The sequence below is a fragment of the Neisseria weaveri genome (genome assembly GCF_900638685.1).
Taxonomy (GTDB): Bacteria; Pseudomonadota; Gammaproteobacteria; order Burkholderiales; family Neisseriaceae; genus Neisseria; species Neisseria weaveri.
Map to the genome: position 1 here is coordinate 358,883 of NZ_LR134533.1, position 24,294 is coordinate 383,176.

Consider the following 24,294-nt stretch of genomic DNA (forward strand, 5'->3'; position numbering starts at 1 on the left):
TATCCCACTTCGAGACGGTTATGAGCGAACTTCAAAAAGGCGTTATTGCAGCCATTTTGTCCAACATCTTGTTCGGCGTGCTGTATCTTTACGGCCGCTGGATGTCGCCCATGAGCGGCACCGAAGTTTTCGCTTGGCGCATGGTCAGCATGTTGCTGCTTTGGCTGATTCTGCTGTTTAACCGCCGCACCGCCGAAGTGACCGCCTATATACGCAGTATCGGCACCGACTGGAAAAAGTGGCTGGCAATTCTGCTGCCGACGCCGATATTGGCCAGCCAACTGTGGCTGTTTATGTGGGGGCCGCTAAACGGCTACGGCGTCGATGTGGCCATGGGCTATTTTCTGTTTCCTTTGATGATGGTGTTGTGCGGCCGGATTTTTCTGGCCGAATATGTCAACCGCCTGCAATGGCTGGCCGTCGGCTTTGCCGCGCTCGGCGTTATGCACGAATTGTGGCAAACCCATGCTTTTTCATGGGCAACGCTTTGGATTTTCGCCACTTATCCGCTCTACTATATCCCTCGCCGTACCCTGCGCGTTCCCGTATTCACCGGCCTGCTGATTGATTTGACTTTTATCACGCCCGCATCGCTCGCTTATTTGTTGATGCAGCCTCACGGCATGGACGTATGGTCGGAGCCGTCGAAATATTGGCTGCTGATTCCGCTGCTGGGCTGCGTCAGCACGGCGGCCATGCAGCTGAACTTACAAGCCAGCCGTCTGCTGCCGGTTACACTGTTCGGCATGCTCAGTTATCTCGAACCGGTTTTACTGTTTGCTTTGGCCGTTATGGTGCTCAAAGCACCCGTATCGGCACAGTCGCTGATTACTTACGCTTTAATATGGACGGGCTTGGGACTCAGCCTACTGGACGGTTGGCTGAAAATGCGCAAACCGAAACATACTTTGATACCGTAATGCCAAGGCCGTCTGAAATTTCAGACGGCCTTTATACTGATCAAGCAAATCGGTTTGGAATCAAACCGTATGAATTAAGGCAAGCTGCTGATGACGCCGTTTGCTCCGGCAGCCTGCGCCAAACGGTACAACACTTCCTGCGGCATATCGCCGTGCCACAGGCGGGTAATATTGGCAATCACGGGCAAGTGGCTGACTTTGCGTGCACGCACCACCGCATCGACATCCAAGCGGTAGGTATGCTCGGGCTCGAAACTCAATGTGCCTGCTTCGCCCAAAATAATATGGTGGTTGCCGCGCAAAGCAATGTGTTCGGCCGCAATCAGCCACTCGTCTACACGGTGGTGTTTGTCTTTGCACAACACCACCGGCGTATTCAGCCGGCCTACTTCGTCCTGCAAAGCACGGTTGCTCATCAGCTCGCCGCCCAAATACAGAATATCGGCCTCCGCCGCCAATGCCGGCTCAATCTGGCGCACATCGCGTATCCGCACCATAATCGGCTTGCCTGTCGCATGTACGTTGCGGACAAGGGTCTGCATTTCCCGTATCTGCACCGATTCGCTGCTTGCTGCCTGACCATGGCAATCGGCATAAGGCCGCGAAGGCAGGTAAAACGGATCGGTCAGCACCGCATCGGCACGATCCAAACGCACCGTATCGGTTGCAATGTCCAACATTTTGCCTCCGCCGAACACCACACCGCGCACGGCAATCATGCTGTCTTCCGGCTGGGTTTCACGGCTGATGATCCGCCAGTCGCTCAATACCCGTATTGCCCGCTCTACTTGCGGCAGGTTTTCGATCTCATGCGGGTGAAACACCCTTTCATCGCCAACCGCGCCGATAATCGTCCGTTCTTCTCCGCGGGAAACGTGTTCCTGCAAACCGCGGCTGCGGATTACCTTAATCACATTTTCAACTGCCGACTCATCGGCATGCTTCTGCATCACGATAATCATGAACCACTCCTTTATCCTGAATCAACGCATACTATAGCAAATCCGACAAATTGACCATGACACCGCCTGACCGCCTGCCGGATTCAAACGCAATCCGGGCATATCCGCCGCAAAATAATCCGCCCTATTTCCAATCAAATCAAGCGGCCGTGTACTCCGGGTTTTCAGACGGCCTTCGTGTGATATACTCAACGCTCGTTTTCCATTACAGCGTCCGACATGACCCGCCTTTTCCAATCCGGTAAATTCTGGCTTAAGTTCATCAGTTTTTGCGGCATGGCCGTATTAATCGGTATCCTGAGCCTGCATCTGCTTCTACAACAGATTTTCAGCACGGAACGTCTCAGCGGACTGGCCGGAGAAATTGTCGGCAACACCAACCGGACCCTCAGCTTCAACCACAGCAACATCCAACGCAGCTGGCTGCCCCGCCCTACCGTTACCCTAAACCAAATCAGCATCAGCCGCCCCGACTCCCCCAATGCGGCCGTACAAATCCAAAGCATGAAGATAGGCTTGGCCTGGCAGAGCCTGTTTGGCGGCACGCCCGCAATTGAAAAATGGGTGGTCAACGGTTTGGACGCCGAGTTGTCGGAAACACCCGAAGGCAGCTGGAGTTTGGCAGACTTGCTACAAAACCGCAGCAGAAACACGCTCAAGGTCAACCGTTTTATCGTTGAAAACAGCCGTCTCGATATCCATAGACAAGAACAAAGCTACCGCGTCCGCGACCTTTCCCTCAAAGTGCTTAAAGACAATGATGCCTACCGCATCGAAAACCAAGGCAGTATCCAATATCGCGGCAATACCGCCCAATGGACGGGCAGCGGCAGGCTGACCGGTACGCAAAAAGGCTGGTACATTCCGCATCTCGATTTATCGACGGAATCACAAATCCGAAACCGCCCGGTCAAACTCTCGATTCAAAGCAATTTGGAATGGCATGCCGCGACCCGGCAATTGACGCTCAACAACACCCATGTCAGCGGCAACAGCCCCTTTGCCGACCTGCATTTCAACGCCGAAGCACCGGTTGCCCAATGGCAGAACAACGTACTCAACATCGGCAAAATCAGCGGCCTGTTTACAGCAAAATACGAACAGGATTTAACCGTCAACAGCTCTTTCATGTTGGCCAAACTCAATCTGCGCCGCAATATTGCCACTACCGAAGAATTCGAATTGAGCAACAGCCTGCAAACGCCCCGCTACCAAACCACCGTCAATCTTTCCGGCGACCTGCTGTGGGAACGCGGCCGCGCCCCCACTTCGCACAATCTCAAAGTAACCACCCTGCAAGACAAGCAAGGCAGCGCGGCACAACCCCGTTTCTCCGGCCTGCTGAACGGCACTTTGCAAGGCACTTCCCCGCAAAACTGGCAACTGGATTTGAAAGGCATGTTCGACCGCCACCCGGCTTCCCTGTCCCTAAACTACACCGCAGGCGAAAACGGCAGCAAACCGGTTTTAGGCGGGAAAATCAACCTGCAGAAATTGATATTGACCCCATATTTGGAAGGCTTCGATGCCCAAACCGAGTTGGTTTACCCCAAGCTCCTCGGCTATGCCTGGATGCCCGAACTTCAAACAGAACTCGCAATCGGCAGCATGATCATGCCCGGCTTATTGCTCAACAACCTGAATACACAGCTTGCTGCCGACGAAAACCACATTTCCTTATCCCAAGCCAAAGCCGACCTCTACGGCGGCAAAGTCGAAGCCGGACTGACCGTGCGCAACACTACCCCCCTTTCCTACCATTTGCAGCAAAAAGGCAGAAACATCAACATCCGCCCGCTCCTGCAGGATATTCTCAACTACCACAACATCAGCGGCAACGGCCACACTGCTATCGACCTGACCGCACAAGGCAGCAACCGTGCCGATTTAACCCGCTCATTAAAAGGCAGCCTCAAACTCAATGTTTCCAACGGTGCCTGGCTGGGTATAGACATCAGCAATGTCCTGCAAAATGTCCGTAACAATACCAAGCTCAAAGACATCGATACGGAGATCCATACCCCTTTCCGCCAATTGTCGCTCAGCAGCACCATAGAAGAAGGCATCAACCGTCACAACGACACCGAACTGATTGCGGAAAATTTCATTATCCGCAGCAACGGCCAAACCAATCTGAACGACCAAACCATCGAAGAAAACCTGACCATTTACAATGCCGCCAACCCCAAAGCCAAACCCATTCCCCTGAAAATCAGCGGACCGCTCGACAACCCTTCCGTAACCGTTGACTTCCAACGCCTAACCTCCGGTCTGCAAACACCGGAAGAACGGAAAAAAGCCTTAACCGACGCCCTCAAAGAACAATGGCAATGGCTCAAGCCGCGTAATAACACTGCGCCACTCTCCGGCAAATAATGTTTTAACCGCAAACAGAAAACAATAAATAAACGATACGGCAATACAAAATCCATATTGATAAAAGATATTTGCTGAATATTTTTCAGACGGCCTCAACCATGACCTACCTAGCTTGGAACGGAATTCCCCCGTTGACAGATCTCGTTAAAACCTATCGGCAGCACCCCGCGCCGCAATATTGGATTATCTGCCTGCAAAATGATACCTTTCCGACTTGGAGGCCGTCTGAAAATCCAAATGCCACAGAAACCCTATTGCATCAAAACCTGATCAAACAACAGCAATGCCTGCAATTCAACAGCGCCAACGTATTTGAAAACATCCTGCCCGGTGTTTATTTGTGGATACTGCCGCCGGCCCATGCCGGCCGCATTCACGAATATTTTCCAACCACCCCCGTTTGGCAAAACGAACCGGTAGCACAAAGCCTGCCCGAACCGCAAAAACCATGGTTTGACATTCCCCGCCCCCGGCAGCCCGAACATGTTTTAATCATCGGAGCCGGTATAGCCGGCGCTTCGACCGCATACGAATTGGCCAAACACGGCGTATCCGTCACCGTTATCGAATCAGGCAAACCCGCACAGGCCGCTTCAGGCAACCACCAAGGGCTGCTGTATACCAAAATTTCTCCGCACGATACCGAGCAGACCGAACTGCTGCTCAGCGGCTACGGCTATACCCGCCGCTTGTTGCAACATATACTGCCCGACCAAAACGGCTGGGGCGGCAACGGCATACTGCATCTTGATTACAGCGAAGAAGAAAGCCTGCGCAATCACACATTGGGGCAACAAACCCGACACCGCCACCTCTATCGCCACCTGTCGGCACACGAAGCCGGAGAAATTTCCGGCATTCCCCTGCGGCACAGTGCCCTATATTGGCCGCAAGGCGTATGGCTGAATCCGGAACGCCTGATTCAAGCCCTGCTCGATCATCCGCTTATCAAAGTCAGTACACACAATCCGCTGGTCTCATGCGGACATGACGGCAAAAACTGGTTGGCACACACAGCCAAACACACTATCCGAGGCAGCCATATCGTCTATTGCACAGGCGCACAAAGCAAACAGATGCCCGATCCCAACGTTTCCCTCCTCCCCTTCCGCCAAATTCGCGGCCAAACCGATCTGCTTCCCGAAAATTCCTTTTCCCGCCAGCTGAAATGCGCCATTTCCGCCAACGGCTATATCAGCCCGGCATGGCGCGGCTACCATTGCTTCGGTGCGACATTTGTACAACACAGTCAAGACACAACCTGGCAGCCAAGCGATTTACAAACCAATATCGACCAACTCAATATGCTCAATGCCGCATTCACCGATAACCCCCAATTATTTTCAGACGGCCTCTCCCATATAGGCCACGCCGCCTTACGCTGCGACAGCGCCGACCACCTTCCCATTGTCGGCCCGCTTGCCGACATCTCCGAAATGCAGCAAACCTATGCCAAACTGGCATTAGACAAAAACTACCGCTTAACCACCCCTTGCCCCTACCTGCCCGACGCCTACATCAACACCGCACACGGCACACGCGGGCTGACTACAGCCCCCATCTGTTCCGCCATGATCGCCGCACACATTCTCGGCCTGCCCCAACCGCTTTCACAACGCATCCGCACGGCAATCCATCCGAACCGCACCATCATCCGTGCCATCGCACGGCAAAAACCGCTACTGCAAAAATAAACAACCGGCTTAAAAAGCCGGTTGTTTATTTATAAAAAATCAAACTGTCAATCACAGAATTTTTTGATGTCGTTGTTGTATCGTCGAACCAATTCCACCTTATTTTCCGAGCGGGCAAACTCGGCAAACTGCCTGTTCATTTTAGCCGTTTTGCAGTCTTCTTCACGGTGCAGCCTACTCAACTCCTCCGCCTGCTTGCTCATTAAAGCCGCTTTTTGCGCTTCATCTTGGCTGCCGGAAGTGTCACTTTGCGAAGCGGTAACGCGGTGCGTACGCACATTCACCGTTCCCGTCCTCGAAGGCTGCAGATTCCAAGGCTCGTCCGAATAAGTTGTTTTACCCTTTTCATCCCAGGTGAAAACGCCTTTTGCAGGGAGAACAGACAGACTCAATCCGCCCACCAATCCCCATACCACCCAGTTAATGTGTTTCATTTTATTGTTTTCCGTTTTACATTAATTATTACAGCAAAAATCAATTGTACTGTTTTCTCCATCTGATGTCATGCAGAGCCTGTAAATTATTTAACAGCCTCCTTACCAAATATTGGTAAGTTTGTTACAATATCGTGCATCTTGCACAAACTGAAAGCCCGAGCATCATGCGTATCGTAGAAAAAGCTTATACTTTTGACGATGTTTTATTGGTTCCCGCACATTCCCAAGTGCTGCCCAGAGACGTCAAGCTCCAAACTCCCCTCACCCGAGAAATCACCCTGAATCTTCCCCTGCTTTCTGCCGCAATGGATACCGTAACCGAAGCCAAACTGGCCATCTCTATGGCTCAAGAGGGCGGTATCGGTATCATTCATAAAAACATGACGCCCGAAATGCAGGCCAATGCCGTTTCCAAAGTAAAACGCCACGAAAGCGGTATCGTTAAAGATCCGGTAACCATCGGCCCGAATATGCTGATTCGCGATTTGTTGGCCATGTTGTCGCAACGCAAGCGCAAAATGTCCGGCCTGCCTGTGGTAGAAGACGGCAAAGTCGTCGGTCTGGTTACCAACCGCGACCTGCGTTTCGAAAAACGCCTGGATCAACCCGTTTCCGCCATCATGACGCCGCGCGACAAACTGGTTACCGTACCGGAAGGCACCAGCGTTGAAGATGCACGCGATGTAATGCACGACCACAAAGTCGAGCGCGTATTGGTTGTCAACGACGCGTGGGAACTGAAAGGCCTGATTACCGTTAAAGATATTCTGAAAACTACCGAATTTCCCAATGCCAACAAAGATTCAGACGGCCGCTTACGCGTCGGTGCCGCTGTCGGCGTAGGAGCCGATACCGATGAACGCGTCAAAGCGTTGGTAGAGGCCGGTGTAGACGTGATTGTCGTCGATACCGCACACGGCCACAGCCAAGGCGTATTGGACCGCGTAAAATGGGTTAAAGAAAACTACCCGCAAGTTCAAGTCATCGGCGGTAATATTGCTACAGCCAAAGCCGCTTTGGATTTGGTAGCTGCCGGTGCAGATGCCGTTAAAGTCGGTATCGGCCCCGGCTCCATCTGTACAACCCGTATCGTTGCGGGTGTCGGCGTTCCCCAACTGACTGCCATCCACAACGTAGCCGAAGCGTTGAAAGGTACAGGTGTTCCCCTGATTGCCGACGGCGGCATCCGCTTCTCCGGCGACATTGCCAAAGCTTTGGCGGCCGGCGCTTCCTGCGTGATGTTGGGCGGCATGTTTGCCGGTACCGAAGAAGCACCGGGCGAAATCGAACTTTACCAAGGCCGCTCGTATAAATCCTACCGCGGCATGGGTTCTTTAGGCGCTATGAGTCAAGGCTCGAACGACCGTTATTTCCAAGACAAGCAGGACAGCACCGATAAATATGTACCCGAAGGCATCGAAGGCCGCGTTCCTTACAAAGGCCCGATCGTACAGATTATCCACCAACTGACCGGCGGCTTGCGTTCCAGCATGGGTTATTTGGGTTGTGCAACCATTGCCGAAATGCACGAAAAAGCCGAATTTGTAGAAATCACTTCGGCCGGCATGAGCGAATCACACGTTCACGACGTACAAATTACCAAAGAAGCACCGAACTATCACCGTTAAAGATATTGAGGCCGTCTGAAATTTCAGACGGCCTTTTATCAGACAAGCACTCATTATCCAATAATCCCCATCAAACCGTTTTGACTACTTCAACACATTCCAAACAGCCCGATACAATGAATAACTATTCTCTCGAAACCCTGATATCCGCACACGCTTACTGCACCGAAAATTTCAGCACACTCTCCCAACCCCAAATATGCGGCTGTTTCCACTGCCAAAAACTCTTTCCGTCTACCGATTTAACGGAAGAAGACTTTATCGAAGAAGATTCCGGCAAAAAAACGGCTTTCTGCCCCCACTGCGGCATCGACGCCGTAATCGGCTCAAACGATCATGAGCTTAACCCCGAATTCCTAAGCGCCATGCATCACTATTGGTTTAACTACCGCTGAACCAACTTGCCCATAGCGGATACCGAACACCAGAAAATCAAGTTTACCAGCCAAACAAAACCTAAATAAAATCGACTGTTTTGCGAACAAATTGCCAAAAAAACCGTCTTACTCGAGTTTAATCCGGAAGCATGCAGACCCGCTTTCCCAACAATATTCCGTTTATTCCGCATAACTTTCCGATTCGGTTTCCGCATCTGCATTAAGCGAAAAAATTTCTCACAAAATCACCCGGCACATACTCGTTTCAAATCATGTTAAACGGTATAATCATAGGGATTTTTGTTTGTCGGCAACCGACTTTTGCGGAAACTGCCTACAACCCGAAACTTTCATTATATTAGGAGCGTTTAGATGAGCACTATTATCGACATTTTTGCCCGTGAAATCTTAGACTCGCGCGGCAACCCCACTGTTGAATGCGACGTTTTACTGGAAAGCGGCGTAATGGGACGCGCAGCCGTACCCAGCGGTGCATCTACCGGCCAAAAAGAAGCTTTGGAATTGCGCGACGGCGATAAAAGCCGCTATTTAGGCAAAGGCGTATTGCAGGCTGTCGAACATGTAAACAACGAAATCGCCCAAGCCCTGATCGGCTTGGATGCCAACGAGCAATCCTATATCGACCAAACCATGATCGAGCTGGACGGCACCGACAACAAAGGCCGTTTGGGCGCCAACGCCACTTTGGCCGTATCCATGGCCGTTGCCCGTGCCGCCGCAGAAGATGCCGGCCTGCCCTTATACCGCTACTTGGGCGGCGCAGGGCCGATGGCTATGCCCGTACCGATGATGAACGTCATCAACGGTGGCGCACATGCCAACAACAGCTTGGATATTCAAGAATTCATGATTATGCCCGTTGGCGCAAAAAGCTTCCGCGAAGCCTTGCGTTGCGGTGCCGAAGTATTCCACGCCCTGAAAAAACTGTGTGACGACAAAGGCTTCCCCACCACCGTTGGCGATGAAGGTGGCTTCGCCCCCAACCTGAACAGCCACGAAGAAGCCCTGCAACTAATGCAGGAAGCCGTTAAAGCAGCCGGTTACGTTCCGGGCGACGATGTAGTCTACGCTTTGGATTGCGCCTCCAGCGAATTCTACAAAGACGGCAAATACCACCTGAGCGCCGAAAGTTTGGCATTGAGCAGCGAAGAATTTGCCGACTATCTGGCCAAACTCGTTGACGCTTATCCGATTATCTCCATCGAAGACGGCATGGACGAAAACGACTGGAACGGCTGGAAACACCTGACCGAAAAACTGGGCAAAAAAGTACAGCTGGTCGGAGACGACTTATTCGTTACCAACCCGAAAATCCTGGCAGAAGGCATTGAAGCCGGCGTTGCCAACGCCTTGTTGGTAAAAGTGAACCAAATCGGCACATTGAGCGAAACATTGAAAGCCGTAGAATTGGCCAAACGCAACCGCTACACCAGCGTAATGAGCCACCGTTCGGGCGAAACCGAAGACAGCACCATCGCCGACTTGGCCGTTGCCACCAACTGCATGCAGATCAAAACCGGCTCCCTGAGCCGTTCCGACCGCATGGCCAAATACAACCAATTGCTGCGTATCGAAGAAGAATTGGCCGAAGCCGCCTACTACCCCGGCAAAGCCGCATTCTACCAATTAGGCAAATAAGGCATCATCATGAAGTGGGTTACCCTGGTTTTAACTTTCTTTCTTGCCCTGTTCCAATACAACCTTTGGCTCTCCAAAGGCGGTTGGTACGATATGTGGGAATTGCAAAGCCAAGCCAAAGAACAGGAAGAAAAAAACCGGGCACTCACTTTGCGCAATGAAACACTGGCAGCCGAAATACACGACCTTACCCACGGTCAGGAAGCCATTGCCGAGATTGCACGGGTAGACTTGGGTTACATCCAATCCGGCGAAACTTATTACCGTTTGGTACGTAAACAATAATACCCTTTCCCAAAACAAGGCCGTCTGAAAATTCAGACGGCCTTTCTCTTTATGATGAAGTTGTTTTTGTCAGCCTTAAGTCGGATAACCCTACCCGACACCTTAACCTGTCATTAAAAAGGCCGTCTGAATTTTCAGACGGCCTGTGGTTTTGTTTTTCAAGGCGGAAGCGGTTTATAAAGGCGGTATGTTTGCCGTGCCGCTGTATTTTGCCGGATTCGGGAATCTATGCAATAAGTAGGGCGGGCATCCTTGCCCGCCGATATGCCAAACGGTAACTGTGTTGGATACGGGACGATGGCGGGCAGCAGGGATGCCCGCCCTACCGGGTTTACTGTTCAAAGGCCGTCTGAATTTTCAGACGGCCTCATTTAACATCACTCAATCAGTTTTATTTACCCAAAGCACTCAACACGTTGCCAACCACTTCATCAACAGCCACGCTTTGCGCTTCGTTGTCGGTACGCTTGGCGTATTCGACGTTGCCTTCTTTCAGAGCGCGGTCGCCGATGACGATGCGGTGCGGAATGCCCAAAAGCTCGGAATCGTTCAGCAACACGCCGGCGCGTTCGTCGCGGTCGTCGAGCAGTACATCCGCGCCTTTTGCCTGCAATTCGGCGTAGAGTTTGTCGGCTGCTTCGCGCACGGTGTCGGATTTTTTGTAGTTCATCGGCACAATCACCACTTCAAACGGCGCCATTGCATCTGTCCAGATGATGCCACGTTCGTCGTTGTTTTGTTCGATGGCGGCGGCCACGATGCGGCTGATGCCGATGCCGTAGCAGCCCATTTCCATGATTTGCGCTTTGCCGTTGTTGTCCAAGAAGCTGGCATTTAAGGCTTTCGAGTATTTGTCGCGCAGTTGGAACACATGGCCGACTTCGATGCCGCGCGCCAATTTCAGACGGCCTTTACCGTCGGGGCTGGGGTCGCCTGCGATGACGTTGCGTAAATCGACAAACTCAGGCTCGGGGCAATCGCGACCGAAGTTGAAGCCGGTGTAGTGGTGGTCGTCTTCGTTGGCACCGATCACGGTGTCGGCCAGTTTTTCAACGGCGAAATCGGCATACACTTTGCCTGTGAAGCCGACGGGGCCGAGTGAGCCGCCGCCGGCGCCGAAGGCCGTCTGAATGGCGGCCGGGGTAGCCATGGCCAAAGGTGATTTTACGCCGGCGAGTTTTTCGGCTTTGATGTCGTTGAATTCGTGATCGCCGCGCAACAGCAGCAACACCAATTCGCCTTCTTCTTCGCCTTCCACCACGATGGATTTGAGCGTTTTTTCAATCGGCACATTCAAAAATGCCACCAAGTCGGCAATGGTTTTCACATTGGGCGTGTGGACTTTGGTTAAGGTCGCAGTAGCGGCGGCACGTTCGCCTGGTTGCGGCAGGGTCGGTGCCAGCTCGACGTTGGCGGCGAAATCGGATTCGTCGCTGTATGCAATCACGTCTTCGCCGCTTTCGGCCAACACTTGGAATTCATGCGAACCGGTGCCGCCGATGCTGCCGGTGTCGGCGGCGACGGGGCGGTAGTTCAAACCCAAGCGGTTGAAAATTCGGCAATAAGCGTCGTACATGGCGTTGTAGCCTTCCACCAGCGATTCGTAATCGGTGTGGAAGGAATAAGCGTCTTTCATCACAAACTCGCGTGCGCGCATTACGCCGAAGCGGGGGCGGACTTCGTCGCGGAATTTGGTTTGGATGTGGTAGAAGTTTTTCGGCAGCTGTTTATAGCTGGTGATTTCTTTGCGCACGATGTCGGTAATCACTTCTTCGCAGGTCGGCGCCATGCAGAAATCGCGTTCGTGGCGGTCTTTCAGGCGCAGCAGTTCTTTGCCGTAAAACTCCCAGCGGCCGCTTTCCTGCCACAGTTCGGCAGGCTGGACTACGGGCATCAGCAGCTCCACCGCACCGGCGCGGTTCATCTCTTCGCGCACGATGTTTTCCACTTTGCGCAGCACGCGCAAACCCATCGGCATCCATGTGTACAAACCCGAAGCATTGGCTTTGATCAGGCCTGCGCGCAGCATTAATTTGTGGCTGACGAGGGAGGCTTCGGCAGGGGCTTCTTTTAAGGTGGAAATGAAAAATTGACTGGCTTTCATGATATTGTCTTTTTAATAAAATAAGAAATCGGCAAAATATGCGTGATTGTACCGCGAAATGCCCGTGATTTGCAGCATTGAGTGTACCACTGAAAAGTTAATCGACCACTTTTTATGCAATGCCTACCCCATCTCAAGCAATACAGACAACAGCTGTAAATACAAAAAAACAGCAGCATCATAAACATGCCTGCTGGTTTCTTTTATTGCCTCTATTCCAATATTTCCAATGACTTTTCCGGGAAATTTTGTTTATTTTTTAGTCACAAATATTATGACTATTGCTTCAATTAGTTTTTTTTGAATTCCATAGACCTTATTCACAATGTTATCCACAAAAACTGTGTATGAATTCCTAAAAATAATATTGCGCCTTTCTCTACCATCGAAAAGCGCAATAGAAATTATTTCAATATTATGAAGCAGCTTGCAGTTTGTTTAACCCAATATCAGCAAAAACGGCTAATTTACTTTGATATAGGCCGTCTGAAAACCCCAAAACCTAATCAACACAGCCCGATTTACGATTCACGTCGCTCACTAATCTTATCCGACACTTCCACTTCATGCGGATTGATCCTGGCATTATCCTCCTGCCCCAAACCTATCAGCCTGCGCAAACTGGTCATATAAGCATTTACATCCAAACCTTTTCCATAACGCTGTGCCGACCAAATCGTTTCTGCCAACGCTTCCATCATGTCGTGCTCCGCCCTAACCCAATCACCGTTATATTTACCGCATAGCGTTTCATGAATAAATCGAATGCCCGGAGGCTGATCTATCGCCACCTGTTCTTGTATCGACAAATGCAGCGACATATGCAGGAAAGGATTGCTCTCCCCATCTTCAGGAGTCCAATTCTTATCTAAATAATCTTCAATATTGGCCAAATAACGCTCATATTCAGGATGAGCTTCTATAATTCTTAACGCCTTTTGCTGTAAAGCATCAAGCTGCAAAGGCAACAACCTGTTCTGCCAAACATATGCAAAAAAACGCCGTACATCATGCGTATTTACATCATACATAATCTAAAATCCACCTAATTTTGCTACCAAGCATTATCCCAAAGGCCGTCTGAAAAATCAAAAGCCCCGCCTTACTTAATAAACTGGCAATTTACTATCAATACACGTATAATCAAAAATTCCTATCTGGGGGCGATCTTGGTTTCGACGGGGGTTGCGAAGCAGATGCGGGCATACCGGGGTCTCAGATTCCCGTAAAACACTGAACGAAAATAGTCGCAAACGACGAAACTTACGCTTTAGCCGCTTAAGGCTAGCCGTTGCAACAGTTGGTCAATGGGCTGTGTAGCGCAAGCTACGGCAACGTCATTTTACATTGACTGGTTTTCTGTCGGGTTACTTGGCAGGAAATAAGATTTAAGGTGACTGGTTTCCAAACAGCCTGTCTGTCGGCGGAATGGGAACGAGATTCTAAGTAGGCAAGACTAAGTATGTAGAACGCTTTGTAGAGGACTTTCGGACGGGGGTTCAATTCCCCCCGCCTCCACCAAATTTATCTTTTTGAAAAATCTAATATATCTAATTCATTTCTTAAAAAATCATGTAAATAGACTTCTAAATCTGACTTTGCTCTAAATAATTTCATATTTATAAATCAATATCTTATTTTAACAGAGTAAGCTAAACAACATACAATACTTGTCAATCTTACTCAGTAAGTCTATAATTATTTTTCTAAATTCAGTCGGAGTGTGGCGCAGTCTGGTAGCGCACTTGCATGGGGTGCAAGGGGTCGAAGGTTCGAATCCTTTCACTCCGACCAAAAAATTCCAAGAGTTGGTAAAATATTTACCAACTCTTTTTTATTTACCTTAATACCAGATGTCTAATTGCCTTAATTTAGAAAAGACATATTAAGTTATATCTCTAATAAAACTTTTCCTAATTCGTATGGAATGTATCTTAATATGGATTGTTTCATATATTGAGGGATTCCATAGTAGGCTTCTGCGATACTACCGGTAATAGCAGCTAGTGTATCACTATCCCCTCCCAATGAAACTGCTAAACGGATGGAATCCTCAAAATCCTTGCCTTCCAAAAAAGCAATAATAGCTTCAGGCACCGTTTCCATACAGCTTTCATTAAACTGGTAGCCAGGGCGAATCATATCGCAAGTTCTGTCTAAATTGTACTGAAACTTCTCTTCAATATAACGACGTATTTTTTCTTTTTCGATACCCTGTCTTGCTAGAAAAATCGCTGCGGCAGTAGCTTGAGCACCCTTAACCCCCTCCGGGTGATCATGAGTAATGTAAGCTGATTCTTCTGCTCTAAATAGAGTTTCTTCCAATGTATCAAACCGCCAGCCAACTGCCGACACACGCATAGCTGAACCATTACCCCAACTGTTGTACGGTCTTGGCATATCGGAATGTATCCATTCAGCAAAGTTAACGCCATAACTTGCCTGAGGATAGCGGCGACACCATTTCTGCATAATATTATTCAAATTACCGCGACAATCTCCTAAAACCCATTCTGCAACCGCAACAGTACAAACTGTATCATCCGTATAAAAAGATTCATGAGTAAATAATTCAAATTGCTTACATTTGATATTATTAAACTCAAAACGCGAACCTACTACATCACCAATGGCAGCACCTAACATATTTTATCCCCTTCAAATACCATCACTAAATATTTATTGATTCCTACTACAACCTTAACAGTCGCTCTTAGTCAATTACTTTCAAATTCTACATTAAAATAATAAATAAAGTAATTATAAAATTAAGAAAACCGGATTCTAAGCCTCTCCTAAAATAAGGAAAAGTTAAGAATCCGGCTAGTAAATAAATCAGCCTAAATAATGGCTCTACTTAACCACGCTGTTTATCATAATAATGCTCAACCATACCTTTCAGCTTCTGGCTAGCATGAAAAGTAACCACTCTACGCGCTGAAATAGGAACTTCCTCACCTGTTTTTGGATTGCGACCAGGTCGCTGTGGTTTGTCGCGTAATTGAAAATTGCCGAAACCTGATATTTTGATTTCTTCACCTCGAGCCAAAGTAGTACGGATTTCTTCAAAGAATAATTCCACAATTTCTTTAGCATCGTTTTTGGTTACATTGCTTACTTTTTCAACCAAAATATCGGCTAACTCTGCTTTAGTTAATGTCATTTAATTACCTTCTTTTTTAATAGACACGGATTATTACTAATTTTTGCTTATTTTTCAAGGAAATATTTAATTATCAGCGCAATTTCGCACCGATTTTTGCTGCAGCATCCAATAATTTATTTATTAAAGGTTCCACAACATCATCTGTTAAAGTTGCTTCGTTATCCTGCAAAATCACTTTCACAGCCATACTCTTCATGCCTTCAGGCAATCCCGTACCTTTATATACATCAAATACACTGATTTCCTGAATTAACTTATTATCAACTTGCTTTAAAGCATCCAATAATTCGTTATGAGTTGTTGGCTCAGACAAAACAAATGCCAAATCACGGCGAACAGGTTGGAATTTTGAAACATTTTGATAAACTGTTTTTTCTTTGCCTAACACGGCAGGCATATCCAATTCAAACACCAAAGCCGACTGAGGTAAGTCGTATTTTTGCACCCATTGCGGATGTAACTCGCCTAAAAAGCCCACGACAACATCATCGATAACGACTTCAGCAGTTCTCCCCGGATGCAAAGCCGGATGGCAAGCTTTTACAAAACGGACATTTCTTCCTAACAGTAAACTTTCAACATCCGCCTTCAGATCATAAAAATCCACATTTCTAGCCTGCGACGCCCATTGTTCCGGAACTGCCGTTCCATACAGTAACCCACCGATACGCTCATTTTGAATGAAATAACCGTCTTCACCTTTTTGGAATACTCTGGCTATCTCAAATAAACGCACCCTATTATTTTTACGGTTAAGATTGTTCTGCAAGATCTCAACCAAACCACCGATTAAAGTTGAGCGCATAACACTAAATTGAGCAGCCAGAGGATTTTGAATCCGAATAGGGTCTGCATTATTAGCAAAATCTTTTTCCCACTCTTCGTCGACAAAAGCATAGCTGACCACTTCTTGATAACCGCGCTTGGCCATATGGTCGTATATAGAAAAACGTGTCTTTTGAGTTTCGGGCAACCTGAGCATTTTCAGACGGCCTTCGGTGCTATCGGCCGGAATATTTTCATAGCCATAAACCCGCCCGATTTCTTCAATTAAATCTGCTTCGATTTCAATATCAAAACGGAAACTTGGGGCAGTAACAGAAAAACCATCTTCAATCTGTACAGGATTCAAACCCAAATGGCTTAAGATTGATTGAATATGCCCTACCGGAATGTATACACCCAACATTTTTTCAACACGGGCAAGACGTACATTAACCTGTTTTTGCTCCGGCAATTCCCCAATTGCTTCAACAATTTTTCCGGCACGACCGCCACAAATCTTCAATACCAGCTCCGCTGCTCTTTCTATTGCATCATTTTGCAAATTCCAATCCACCCCGCGCTCAAACCGGAATGAAGAATCAGAGCCAAAACCATACTGACGGGATTTTCCTGCAATGATTTCAGGCTCAAAAAAAGCCGATTCTAATACAATATTTTTCGTATTGTCGGATACCGCACTGGCTTCTCCGCCCATCAAGCCGGCAATACTTAAAGCGCCGCTTTCATCCGCTACAACCAAAGTATTGTCAGATAAAGTAACCGTCTTGCCATTCAAACATGCCAATACTTCGCCTTCCCTTGCACGTCTGATAACGATATCACCTTGCAGTTTTTCTGCATCAAAAACATGCATAGGCTGCCCTAACTCCAACATAACATAGTTACCGATGTCTACTAAAGCGGATACAGAGCGGATACCGCTACGCTCCAATCTTTGTTTCATCCAAGCGGGAGTTACAGCTGTGGAATCAACACCTTCAATAACCCGACTGACAAACCTGCCGCAATTTGCTAATGCTTCAATGCGTACAGGCTGGATCTTATCACTGTTAACTTCAACCGAAGGAATCTCTACGACCTGTTTAACGCAACCAGTCAACGCAGCAACTTCACGCGCAATTCCCTTAATACTCAAACAATCGGTTCGATTTGGCGTAATTTTCAATGTAAATACAGAATCATCCAAATCCAAATACTCTCTAATATCTTTACCGATAGGTGCATCATTTGGAAGAACCAACAAACCATCTACACCATCTTCCGGCAAACCCAATTCTTTAGCCGAGCACAACATACCGTTTGAAACCACACCGCGCATCTTTGTCGGTTTGATTTTAAATTCACCCGGCAATACTGCCCCAGGTAAAGAGCAAGGTACTTTAATACCTACTTTCACATTGGGCGCACCACAAACGATTTGTACCAGCTCTCCTGTTCCCACATCAACTTGCGTAACATTCAACCGGTCTGCATCAGGATGTTTCTCAACCGACTTAACTTCTGCAATGACCACTCCGCTAAATTTAGGAGCTGCAGTATTGATTTCTTCAACCTCCAAGCCCGCCATAGTCAGCACATATGCCAACTCATCAGCAGAAAGATTAGGATCGGCTTGCGTCTTCAGCCATGAATAAGAAAATTGCATTTTATTTTTCTCTAAACCTATCGATGCCTGTAATGGCATTATCACAATCAGAAATGAAACAGCAGCAATATCCGCAAAATCAGTTTCTCAATAAAACGAATATTTTCAGACGGCCTTTTATTAAAAGGCCGTCTGAAATACGGAAAATTATCTAAACTGCTTCAAAAAACTTAAGTCGTTATCAAAGAATAAACGGAGATCATGGACATTGTAACGAAGCATGGCAAAGCGATCCAAACCTATTCCGAAAGCAAATCCAGTGTATTTTTCAGAATCAATATTCACATTTCTCAACACATTGGGATGAACCATACCGCAGCCGCCTACTTCCAACCACTTTCCATTTTCACCCATGATATCTATTTCTGCAGACGGTTCAGTAAATGGGAAAAACGAAGGACGGAAACGAACCTGTAAATCATCTCGCTCAAAAAAACGACGGATAAAATCTGTAAATACCGCTTTCAAATCAGCAAAATTCACTCCTTCTTCCACCCACAAACCTTCAGCCTGATGGAACATGGGAGAATGCGTAGCATCTGAATCTACACGGTATACACGGCCGGGAGCGATAATACGGATCGGCGGTTCCTTTTTATCCAACATATAGCGAATCTGTATTGGAGAAGTATGCGTACGCAACACATCACCGTTTTCAACATAAAAAGTATCCTGCATGGCTCGTGCCGGATGGTTTTGAGGAATATTCAAAGCTTGGAAGTTATAAAAATCTTCCTCAATCTCAGGGCCGTCCGCAACTTCAAACCCCATACCGTGGAAAAGTTCTACTACACGCTGTAAAGTTAAAGTAACAGGATGCAAGCCTCCGACATCGATTACCCTACCCGGTAAAGTCACATCCAAAGCTTCTGCAGCCAATTGAGCCTGTAATTTCGCTTCATTTAAAGCGTCACGCTTTGCATTGTATGCTGCCTGAAAGCTATTTTTACATTCATTAATATGGGCCCCGATAGTTTTCCGCTCTTCTGGCGACATTTGCCCCAACTGCTTCAATAATGCATTTAACTCACCGGTTTTGCCCATATACTGAGCCTTAACCAGCTCCAATGCATTAAAATCTGAAGCCGCTTCTACGGCAGCAATACCTGCTGCCACTATTTGATCGACATTTTGCATAGTATTTATACTAATTCGCTTAGTTGATTGATTTAAAAACGCTCTCTACTGATTTTTCGTTTTTTAAAAACGAATTTAAATAAAGCAACACGAGAAAAGCCGGATATTTTAACTCAAATTACATCTTAAAAAAACCATTAATATTACTGATTTTTAAAAAGATTCTCCACAATCAAACAAATTACCTTTCAAAACACTGCAGACAACTATGTTATACAATGCCACTTTAAAAGTGGAAATAAAAAAAGGAAACCGAAGTTTCCTTTTTAAAACTTAAACAAAAGTATTAAGCCAAAGCAGTTTTTGCTTTTTCAACCAATTGGGCAAATGCGGCTTTATCGAAAACAGCCAAATCAGCCAATACCTTACGGTCAATTTCAATTGCAGCACGTTTCAAACCGTTCATGAATTTGCTGTAAGACAAACCGTTTTCACGTGCACCTGCGTTAATACGCACGATCCACAATTGACGGAATTGACGTTTGCGTTGACGACGGTCACGATAAGCGTACTGACCGGCTTTCATTACCGCTTGCTTGGCAACACGGTAGACATTTTTACGACGACCACGATAGCCTTTGGCTAACGCTAATACTTTTTTATGACGGGCACGTGCGGTTACACCGCGTTTTACGCGTGGCATATTCTAAACTCCTTAAGCGTACGGTAACATTTTAGCAACAGAAGCCAAATCACGTTCGTTCACCATAGAGGTGCCACGCAATTGACGTTTGTTCTTGGTGGTTTTCTTAGTCAAAATATGACGTTTGAACGCATGTGCGCGCTTCACGCCACCATTACCCAGTACTTTAAAGCGTTTTTTAGCGCCCGACTTGGTTTTCATTTTAGGCATGGGAGATACTCCATATCATTTATTAGATAAGACATAAGGGGGTTTTAGACAAACACTTGAAACCCCTATATCACGGTTTTTTTGCCGCCCGATAAAACCTACCCTGCGCGGCAATCAGGGCAAGTATTCTATTATAGCTTTACTTTTTTTTAGGCGCAATCATCATAACCATTTGACGGCCTTCCATTTTAGGAAACTGTTCAACAGTACCCACTTCGGCCAAATCTTCTTTTACACGCTCCAAAAGCTGGGCACCCAACTGCTGGTGAGCCATTTCCCGACCACGGAAGCGCAAAGTTACTTTCACCTTGTCTCCGTCTTCTAAGAAACGGTTGATATTACGCATTTTAATTTGGTAATCACCTTCATCCGTACCAGGACGGAATTTGATTTCCTTAATCTGCACCTGCTTTTGTTTTTTCTTGGCCTCGTCACGTTTTTTCGATTGCTCGTATTTATACTTGCCGAAGTCCATAAGTTTACATACAGGCGGCTTAGCTGTTGGAGAAATCTCTACCAAATCCACGTCCTGTTCTTCAGCCATAGCCAAAGCTTCACGGACAGATACGACACCAAGCTGTTCGCCTGAACCACTGATTAATCGCACTTCTTTAGCGGTAATTTCACCGTTGATTCGTGCTTCGCGTTCTTGAGCGATGACAATACTCCTTATAAAAATTAATGATTAACTAAGGCTTCTGCAATTTCTTGCTTCAAATGTTTGATGAAATCATCAACATTTATTGAACCTAAGTCTTCTGCTTTGCGGCGGACCGCCACTTTATTTTCTTGTTTTTCTTTTTCACCGACAACCACCTGATACGGGAAGCGATATTGACTGTTATCGCGAATCTTGTAACCGATTTTTTCGTTACGTAAATCCAATTCGACACGGAAACCTTCGTTACGCAGTCTTTCAACCACTTGGCGACAATAATCGGCTTGATTTTCGGTAATATTCATGACAACCATTTGCACCGGAGCCAACCATAATGGGAAAGAGCCGGCATGGTTTTCAATCAAAATCCCGATAAAACGCTCCAATGAGCCTAAAATTGCCCTATGGAGCATAACAGGACGGGCACGGTCATTATTTTCCGTCACATACTCCGCATCCAACCGTTCAGGCAATACAAAGTCGAGCTGCAAAGTGCCACACTGCCAAGAACGTCCGATTGCGTCTTTAACATGATATTCGATTTTCGGACCATAAAACGCACCCTCTCCCGGCAACTCTTCCCATTCTACACCACAAGCACGCAGAGCTTCGCGCAAACCATCTTCAGCTTTATCCCAAATTTCATCAGAGCCTGCACGCTGTTCCGGACGCAGTGAAAGTTTTACGGCAACATCATGGAAACCGAATTGCTTGTAAATACGCATCAGCAGTTCGTTAAACGCTTGTGACTCCGCTACAATCTGATCCTCGGTACAAAAGATATGTGCATCATCTTGTACAAAACCACGAACACGCATCAAACCATGTAATGCTCCGCTTGGCTCGTTTCGATGACAAGAGCCAAACTCAGCCAAACGCATAGGCAAGTCACGATACGAACGCAAACCATGATTAAAGATTTGAACATGCCCAGGACAATTCATCGGCTTAACCGCATATTCGCGCTTTTCCGACTGTGTGGTGAACATATTGTCTTTATAGTTTTCCCAATGACCTGAACGCTCCCAAAAAGTTTTATCCATAATTTGAGGTGTTTTAACCTCTTTATAACCGGCAGCATCCAATTCTTTTCGCATATGTTGTTCAATGGTTTGCCACAAAGCCCAACCTTTAGGATGCCAAAATACCATACCAGGTGCTTCATCTTGCAGATGAAACAAATCCAATTGCTTGCCAAGCTTGCGGTGGTCGCGTTTTTCCGCTTCTTCCATACGGGTAATATAGGCTTTTAAATCATCTTTAGTCGACCAAGCCGTACCATAAATACGTTGCAGCATCTCGTTATTGCTGTCGCCACGCCAATACGCACCCGCAAGCTTGGTCAATTTAAAGTTTTTCAAAAATCGGGTATTTGGAACGTGCGGCCCACGGCACATATCGACATATTCTTGATGATGATACAAACCCATAGCTTCTACCTCAGGCATATCATCAATCAAGCGCAATTTATATTCTTCTTCCCGCTCTTTAAATGTATTAATGGTTTCCGATCGAGGAGTCATGACCTTGATGACATCATAGTCTTGTGCGATCAGTTCCTTCATGCGGGCTTCGATTTTTGCCACATCCTCGGGGGTGAACGGCTTTTCAGTTGCAATATCGTAATAAAAACCGTCTTCGATAACCGGGCCGATTACCATCTTGGCTTCCGGATACAGTTGTTTAACAGCGTGGCCTATCAAGTGCGCACACGAATGGCGGATAATTTCTACCCCTTCCGGATCCTTTGGCGTAATAATTTGAAGATCAGCATCTTCCGTAATCAAATCACAAGCATCCACCAGCTTGCCGTTTACCTTGCCCGCAACCGTGGCTTTAGCCAAGCCCGCTCCGATAGAGGCTGCAACTTGCGCTACAGACACAGGGGCTTCAAACTGACGGACAGAACCATCGGGCAACGTAATATTCAACATCAAAAACTCCAAAACCGGTAAATGCAAAGAAACAACAAATTATTTTTTGTTATTTATTGAGAATTTTTTATCGGGCATCTTACAAACAATGATAAAAATACCCAAAAATAAGCTTTAAATTTTAGCTGATTGCCAAGAAGCTTGGCAAGCCATACCGCTATCTTTCAGACGGCCTCACGGTAATTCGGCTATAATTCAAACAGTCTGAATCCACTTTACAACATTATGCTGAAATTTACCTTACACAAAAAAGACGGCCTCGCACGCCGGGGTACTCTGGAGCTCAACCACGGCAAAATCGAAACGCCGGTTTTTATGCCCGTAGGGACCTACGGCTCCGTAAAAGCCATGACCCCGCAGAACCTACACGACATCAAAGCGCAAATCATTTTGGGCAACACCTATCATTTGTGGCTTCGTCCCGGTTTGGAAGTAATCGAACAATTCGGCGGTCTGCATCAATTTATCGGTTGGGACAAACCGATTTTGACCGACTCCGGTGGTTTTCAAGTGTTTTCTCTTTCCGATATGCGCAAGCTCACCGAAGAAGGATGTACGTTTAAAAGCCCTTTAAACGGTGACAAATTATTTCTTTCTCCGGAAATATCCATGAAAATCCAAACCGTCTTAAATTCGGATATCGTCATGCAGTTGGATGAGTGCACGCCCGGAGAAGCCTCCCACGATCAAGCCCGAAAATCACTGCAAATGAGCCTGCGCTGGGCGGAACGCTCTAAAAAAGCATTTGAAGATTTGAAAAACCCGAATGCGCTGTTCGGCATCGTACAAGGCGCGATGTATGAAGACTTGCGCGAAGAATCATTAAAAGGTTTGGAACAATTCGACTTTCCCGGTTTAGCCATCGGCGGCTTATCCGTAGGCGAACCCAAGCCGGAAATGTACCGTATGCTGCGCGCTGTCGGCCCGATGCTGCCCGAACATAAACCGCACTACCTAATGGGGGTCGGCACGCCTGAAGATTTAGTGTACGGCGTTGCGCACGGCATGGATATGTTCGACTGCGTAATGCCCACGCGCAATGCCCGTAACGGCTGGCTGTTTACCCGCTTCGGCGATTTAAAAATCAAAAACGCCAAACACAAACTAGACACACGCCCGGTCGATGAAAGCTGCACTTGTTATGCTTGCCAGAATTTCAGCCGCGCCTATCTGCAGCATCTGCACCGCACCGGAGAAATCTTAGGGGCACAACTGAACACCATTCACAATCTGCATTTCTATCAAGCCATTATGGCAGAAATGCGTGAAGCCATCGAACAAGGCACATTCAGCGATTGGCAAGCCAAATTCCATGAAAACCGCTCGCGAGGCGTCGATGCTTAACTTCTGATTTATCGGAAAAACAAATAAGGCCGTCTGAAATTTCAGACGGCCTATTGTATTCTCACAGTACTTCAATCAAATGTTTTTACTTTCCAAATATGTCTCAAGCTGCACCTCATCCAAGTGCCAATGACAAATTTGTACTTCACCATGCAGCAACACCGGAACCAATTCGTTATATTTTTCTTCCAAATCCGGATTCTCGTCAACATCTACAATTTCTAACTCAAAACCATAGCGTTCCTGATAAGGCCCCAACGCATCACGCATTTTATGACACAACGAACAATACTCCCGAAACATCAAAGTCAACTTCATTTTCCACC

Annotated in this window: 21 protein-coding genes, 1 tRNA gene and 1 other RNA gene; 10 read left to right on the top strand and 13 right to left on the bottom strand. The window is 47.2% G+C overall.

What is annotated here, in order from left to right; translation table 11 throughout:
• Positions 1–20 precede the first annotated feature (20 nt).
• Positions 21–920 (top strand): EamA family transporter RarD, encoded by a 900-nt coding sequence (gene rarD, locus EL309_RS01780; protein ID WP_004284207.1) that lies wholly within the window; start codon positions 21–23, stop codon positions 918–920.
• Positions 921–994: 74 nt separating this feature from the next.
• Here the strand turns inward: rarD and EL309_RS01785 are convergent, their stop codons facing one another.
• On the bottom strand, positions 995–1,882 hold the full coding sequence (locus EL309_RS01785; RefSeq protein ID WP_004284206.1) for a chorismate mutase: 888 nt from the start codon (positions 1,880–1,882) through the stop codon (positions 995–997).
• A gap of 219 nt (positions 1,883–2,101) precedes the next feature.
• Between EL309_RS01785 and EL309_RS01790 the strand changes: the two genes are divergently transcribed.
• Both EL309_RS01790 and mnmC read left to right on the top strand, forming a co-directional pair.
• Positions 2,102–4,258 carry an AsmA family protein gene (locus tag EL309_RS01790; RefSeq protein WP_004284204.1) on the top strand — a complete coding sequence of 719 codons (2,157 nt, stop codon included), beginning with the start codon at positions 2,102–2,104 and terminating at the stop codon, positions 4,256–4,258.
• Between the two features lie 101 nt (positions 4,259–4,359).
• A complete protein-coding gene (gene mnmC, locus EL309_RS01795; RefSeq protein ID WP_193777295.1) occupies positions 4,360–5,955 on the top strand; it encodes an FAD-dependent 5-carboxymethylaminomethyl-2-thiouridine(34) oxidoreductase MnmC in 1,596 nt (531 codons plus the stop codon).
• Between the two features lie 47 nt (positions 5,956–6,002).
• Here mnmC and EL309_RS01800 read toward each other — a convergent pair whose 3' ends face one another.
• Positions 6,003–6,389, bottom strand: a complete 387-nt coding sequence (locus EL309_RS01800) for a DUF4124 domain-containing protein (protein WP_004284202.1) — start codon at positions 6,387–6,389, stop codon at positions 6,003–6,005.
• A gap of 167 nt (positions 6,390–6,556) precedes the next feature.
• Here EL309_RS01800 and guaB point away from each other — a divergent pair, with 167 nt between their 5' ends.
• The 4 genes from guaB (at position 6,557) to ftsB (ending at position 10,341) form a co-directional block, all read left to right on the top strand.
• Positions 6,557–8,020, top strand: a complete 1,464-nt coding sequence (gene guaB / locus EL309_RS01805; protein WP_036494826.1) for an IMP dehydrogenase — start codon at positions 6,557–6,559, stop codon at positions 8,018–8,020.
• Between the two features lie 116 nt (positions 8,021–8,136).
• Complete coding sequence (locus EL309_RS10640) at positions 8,137–8,415, top strand: hypothetical protein (protein WP_036494828.1); 279 nt, start codon at positions 8,137–8,139, stop codon at positions 8,413–8,415.
• A 354-nt stretch (positions 8,416–8,769) separates the two neighbouring features.
• A complete protein-coding gene (eno, locus tag EL309_RS01810) occupies positions 8,770–10,056 on the top strand; it encodes a phosphopyruvate hydratase (RefSeq protein WP_004284196.1) in 1,287 nt (428 codons plus the stop codon).
• Between the two features lie 9 nt (positions 10,057–10,065).
• Positions 10,066–10,341 (top strand): cell division protein FtsB, encoded by a 276-nt coding sequence (ftsB, locus tag EL309_RS01815; protein ID WP_004284194.1) that lies wholly within the window; start codon positions 10,066–10,068, stop codon positions 10,339–10,341.
• Positions 10,342–10,732: 391 nt separating this feature from the next.
• On the opposite strand, the gene EL309_RS01820 is transcribed toward ftsB, so the two are convergent.
• Together EL309_RS01820 and EL309_RS01825 are read right to left on the bottom strand one after the other, a co-directional pair.
• Complete coding sequence (locus tag EL309_RS01820; RefSeq protein WP_004284192.1) at positions 10,733–12,445, bottom strand: proline--tRNA ligase; 1,713 nt, start codon at positions 12,443–12,445, stop codon at positions 10,733–10,735.
• 521 nt (positions 12,446–12,966) lie between these two features.
• Positions 12,967–13,476 carry a DUF1841 family protein gene (locus EL309_RS01825; protein ID WP_004284190.1) on the bottom strand — a complete coding sequence of 170 codons (510 nt, stop codon included), beginning with the start codon at positions 13,474–13,476 and terminating at the stop codon, positions 12,967–12,969.
• 128 nt (positions 13,477–13,604) lie between these two features.
• On the opposite strand from EL309_RS01825, the gene ssrA reads away from it, so the two are divergent.
• Both ssrA and EL309_RS01835 read left to right on the top strand, forming a co-directional pair.
• Positions 13,605–13,966, top strand: a transfer-messenger RNA (tmRNA) gene (gene ssrA / locus EL309_RS01830).
• Between the two features lie 196 nt (positions 13,967–14,162).
• Positions 14,163–14,239, top strand: a tRNA-Pro gene (locus EL309_RS01835).
• A 96-nt stretch (positions 14,240–14,335) separates the two neighbouring features.
• Here EL309_RS01835 and EL309_RS01840 read toward each other — a convergent pair.
• The 8 genes from EL309_RS01840 to thrS all read right to left on the bottom strand — a co-directional run bounded on the left by EL309_RS01840 (position 14,336) and on the right by thrS (position 22,624).
• Positions 14,336–15,091 (bottom strand): ADP-ribosylglycohydrolase family protein, encoded by a 756-nt coding sequence (locus EL309_RS01840; RefSeq protein ID WP_004284189.1) that lies wholly within the window; start codon positions 15,089–15,091, stop codon positions 14,336–14,338.
• Positions 15,092–15,302: 211 nt separating this feature from the next.
• Positions 15,303–15,608, bottom strand: coding sequence for an integration host factor subunit alpha (locus EL309_RS01845; protein ID WP_004284187.1), 306 nt, complete (start codon positions 15,606–15,608; stop codon positions 15,303–15,305).
• 73 nt (positions 15,609–15,681) lie between these two features.
• Positions 15,682–18,042, bottom strand: a complete 2,361-nt coding sequence (pheT, locus tag EL309_RS01850; protein WP_004284184.1) for a phenylalanine--tRNA ligase subunit beta — start codon at positions 18,040–18,042, stop codon at positions 15,682–15,684.
• Between the two features lie 147 nt (positions 18,043–18,189).
• Positions 18,190–19,179 carry a phenylalanine--tRNA ligase subunit alpha gene (pheS, locus tag EL309_RS01855; RefSeq protein WP_004286158.1) on the bottom strand — a complete coding sequence of 330 codons (990 nt, stop codon included), beginning with the start codon at positions 19,177–19,179 and terminating at the stop codon, positions 18,190–18,192.
• A 286-nt stretch (positions 19,180–19,465) separates the two neighbouring features.
• Positions 19,466–19,822: a 50S ribosomal protein L20 gene (gene rplT, locus EL309_RS01860; RefSeq protein WP_004284179.1), complete on the bottom strand. Its 357-nt coding sequence runs from the start codon at positions 19,820–19,822 to the stop codon at positions 19,466–19,468.
• Positions 19,823–19,834: 12 nt separating this feature from the next.
• Entirely contained in the window at positions 19,835–20,032 is a 198-nt protein-coding gene (gene rpmI / locus EL309_RS01865; RefSeq protein ID WP_004284178.1) for a 50S ribosomal protein L35, read from the bottom strand.
• A 139-nt stretch (positions 20,033–20,171) separates the two neighbouring features.
• On the bottom strand, positions 20,172–20,696 hold the full coding sequence (gene infC, locus EL309_RS01870; RefSeq protein WP_081463201.1) for a translation initiation factor IF-3: 525 nt from the start codon (positions 20,694–20,696) through the stop codon (positions 20,172–20,174).
• 14 nt (positions 20,697–20,710) lie between these two features.
• Entirely contained in the window at positions 20,711–22,624 is a 1,914-nt protein-coding gene (gene thrS / locus EL309_RS01875; RefSeq protein ID WP_036494831.1) for a threonine--tRNA ligase, read from the bottom strand.
• A 225-nt stretch (positions 22,625–22,849) separates the two neighbouring features.
• On the opposite strand from thrS, the gene tgt reads away from it, so the two are divergent.
• Positions 22,850–23,968, top strand: coding sequence for a tRNA guanosine(34) transglycosylase Tgt (gene tgt, locus EL309_RS01880; protein ID WP_004284173.1), 1,119 nt, complete (start codon positions 22,850–22,852; stop codon positions 23,966–23,968).
• 75 nt (positions 23,969–24,043) lie between these two features.
• Here the strand turns inward: tgt and EL309_RS01885 are convergent, their stop codons facing one another.
• Positions 24,044–24,286: a glutaredoxin family protein gene (locus EL309_RS01885; protein ID WP_040669865.1), complete on the bottom strand. Its 243-nt coding sequence runs from the start codon at positions 24,284–24,286 to the stop codon at positions 24,044–24,046.
• Positions 24,287–24,294 lie beyond the last annotated feature (8 nt).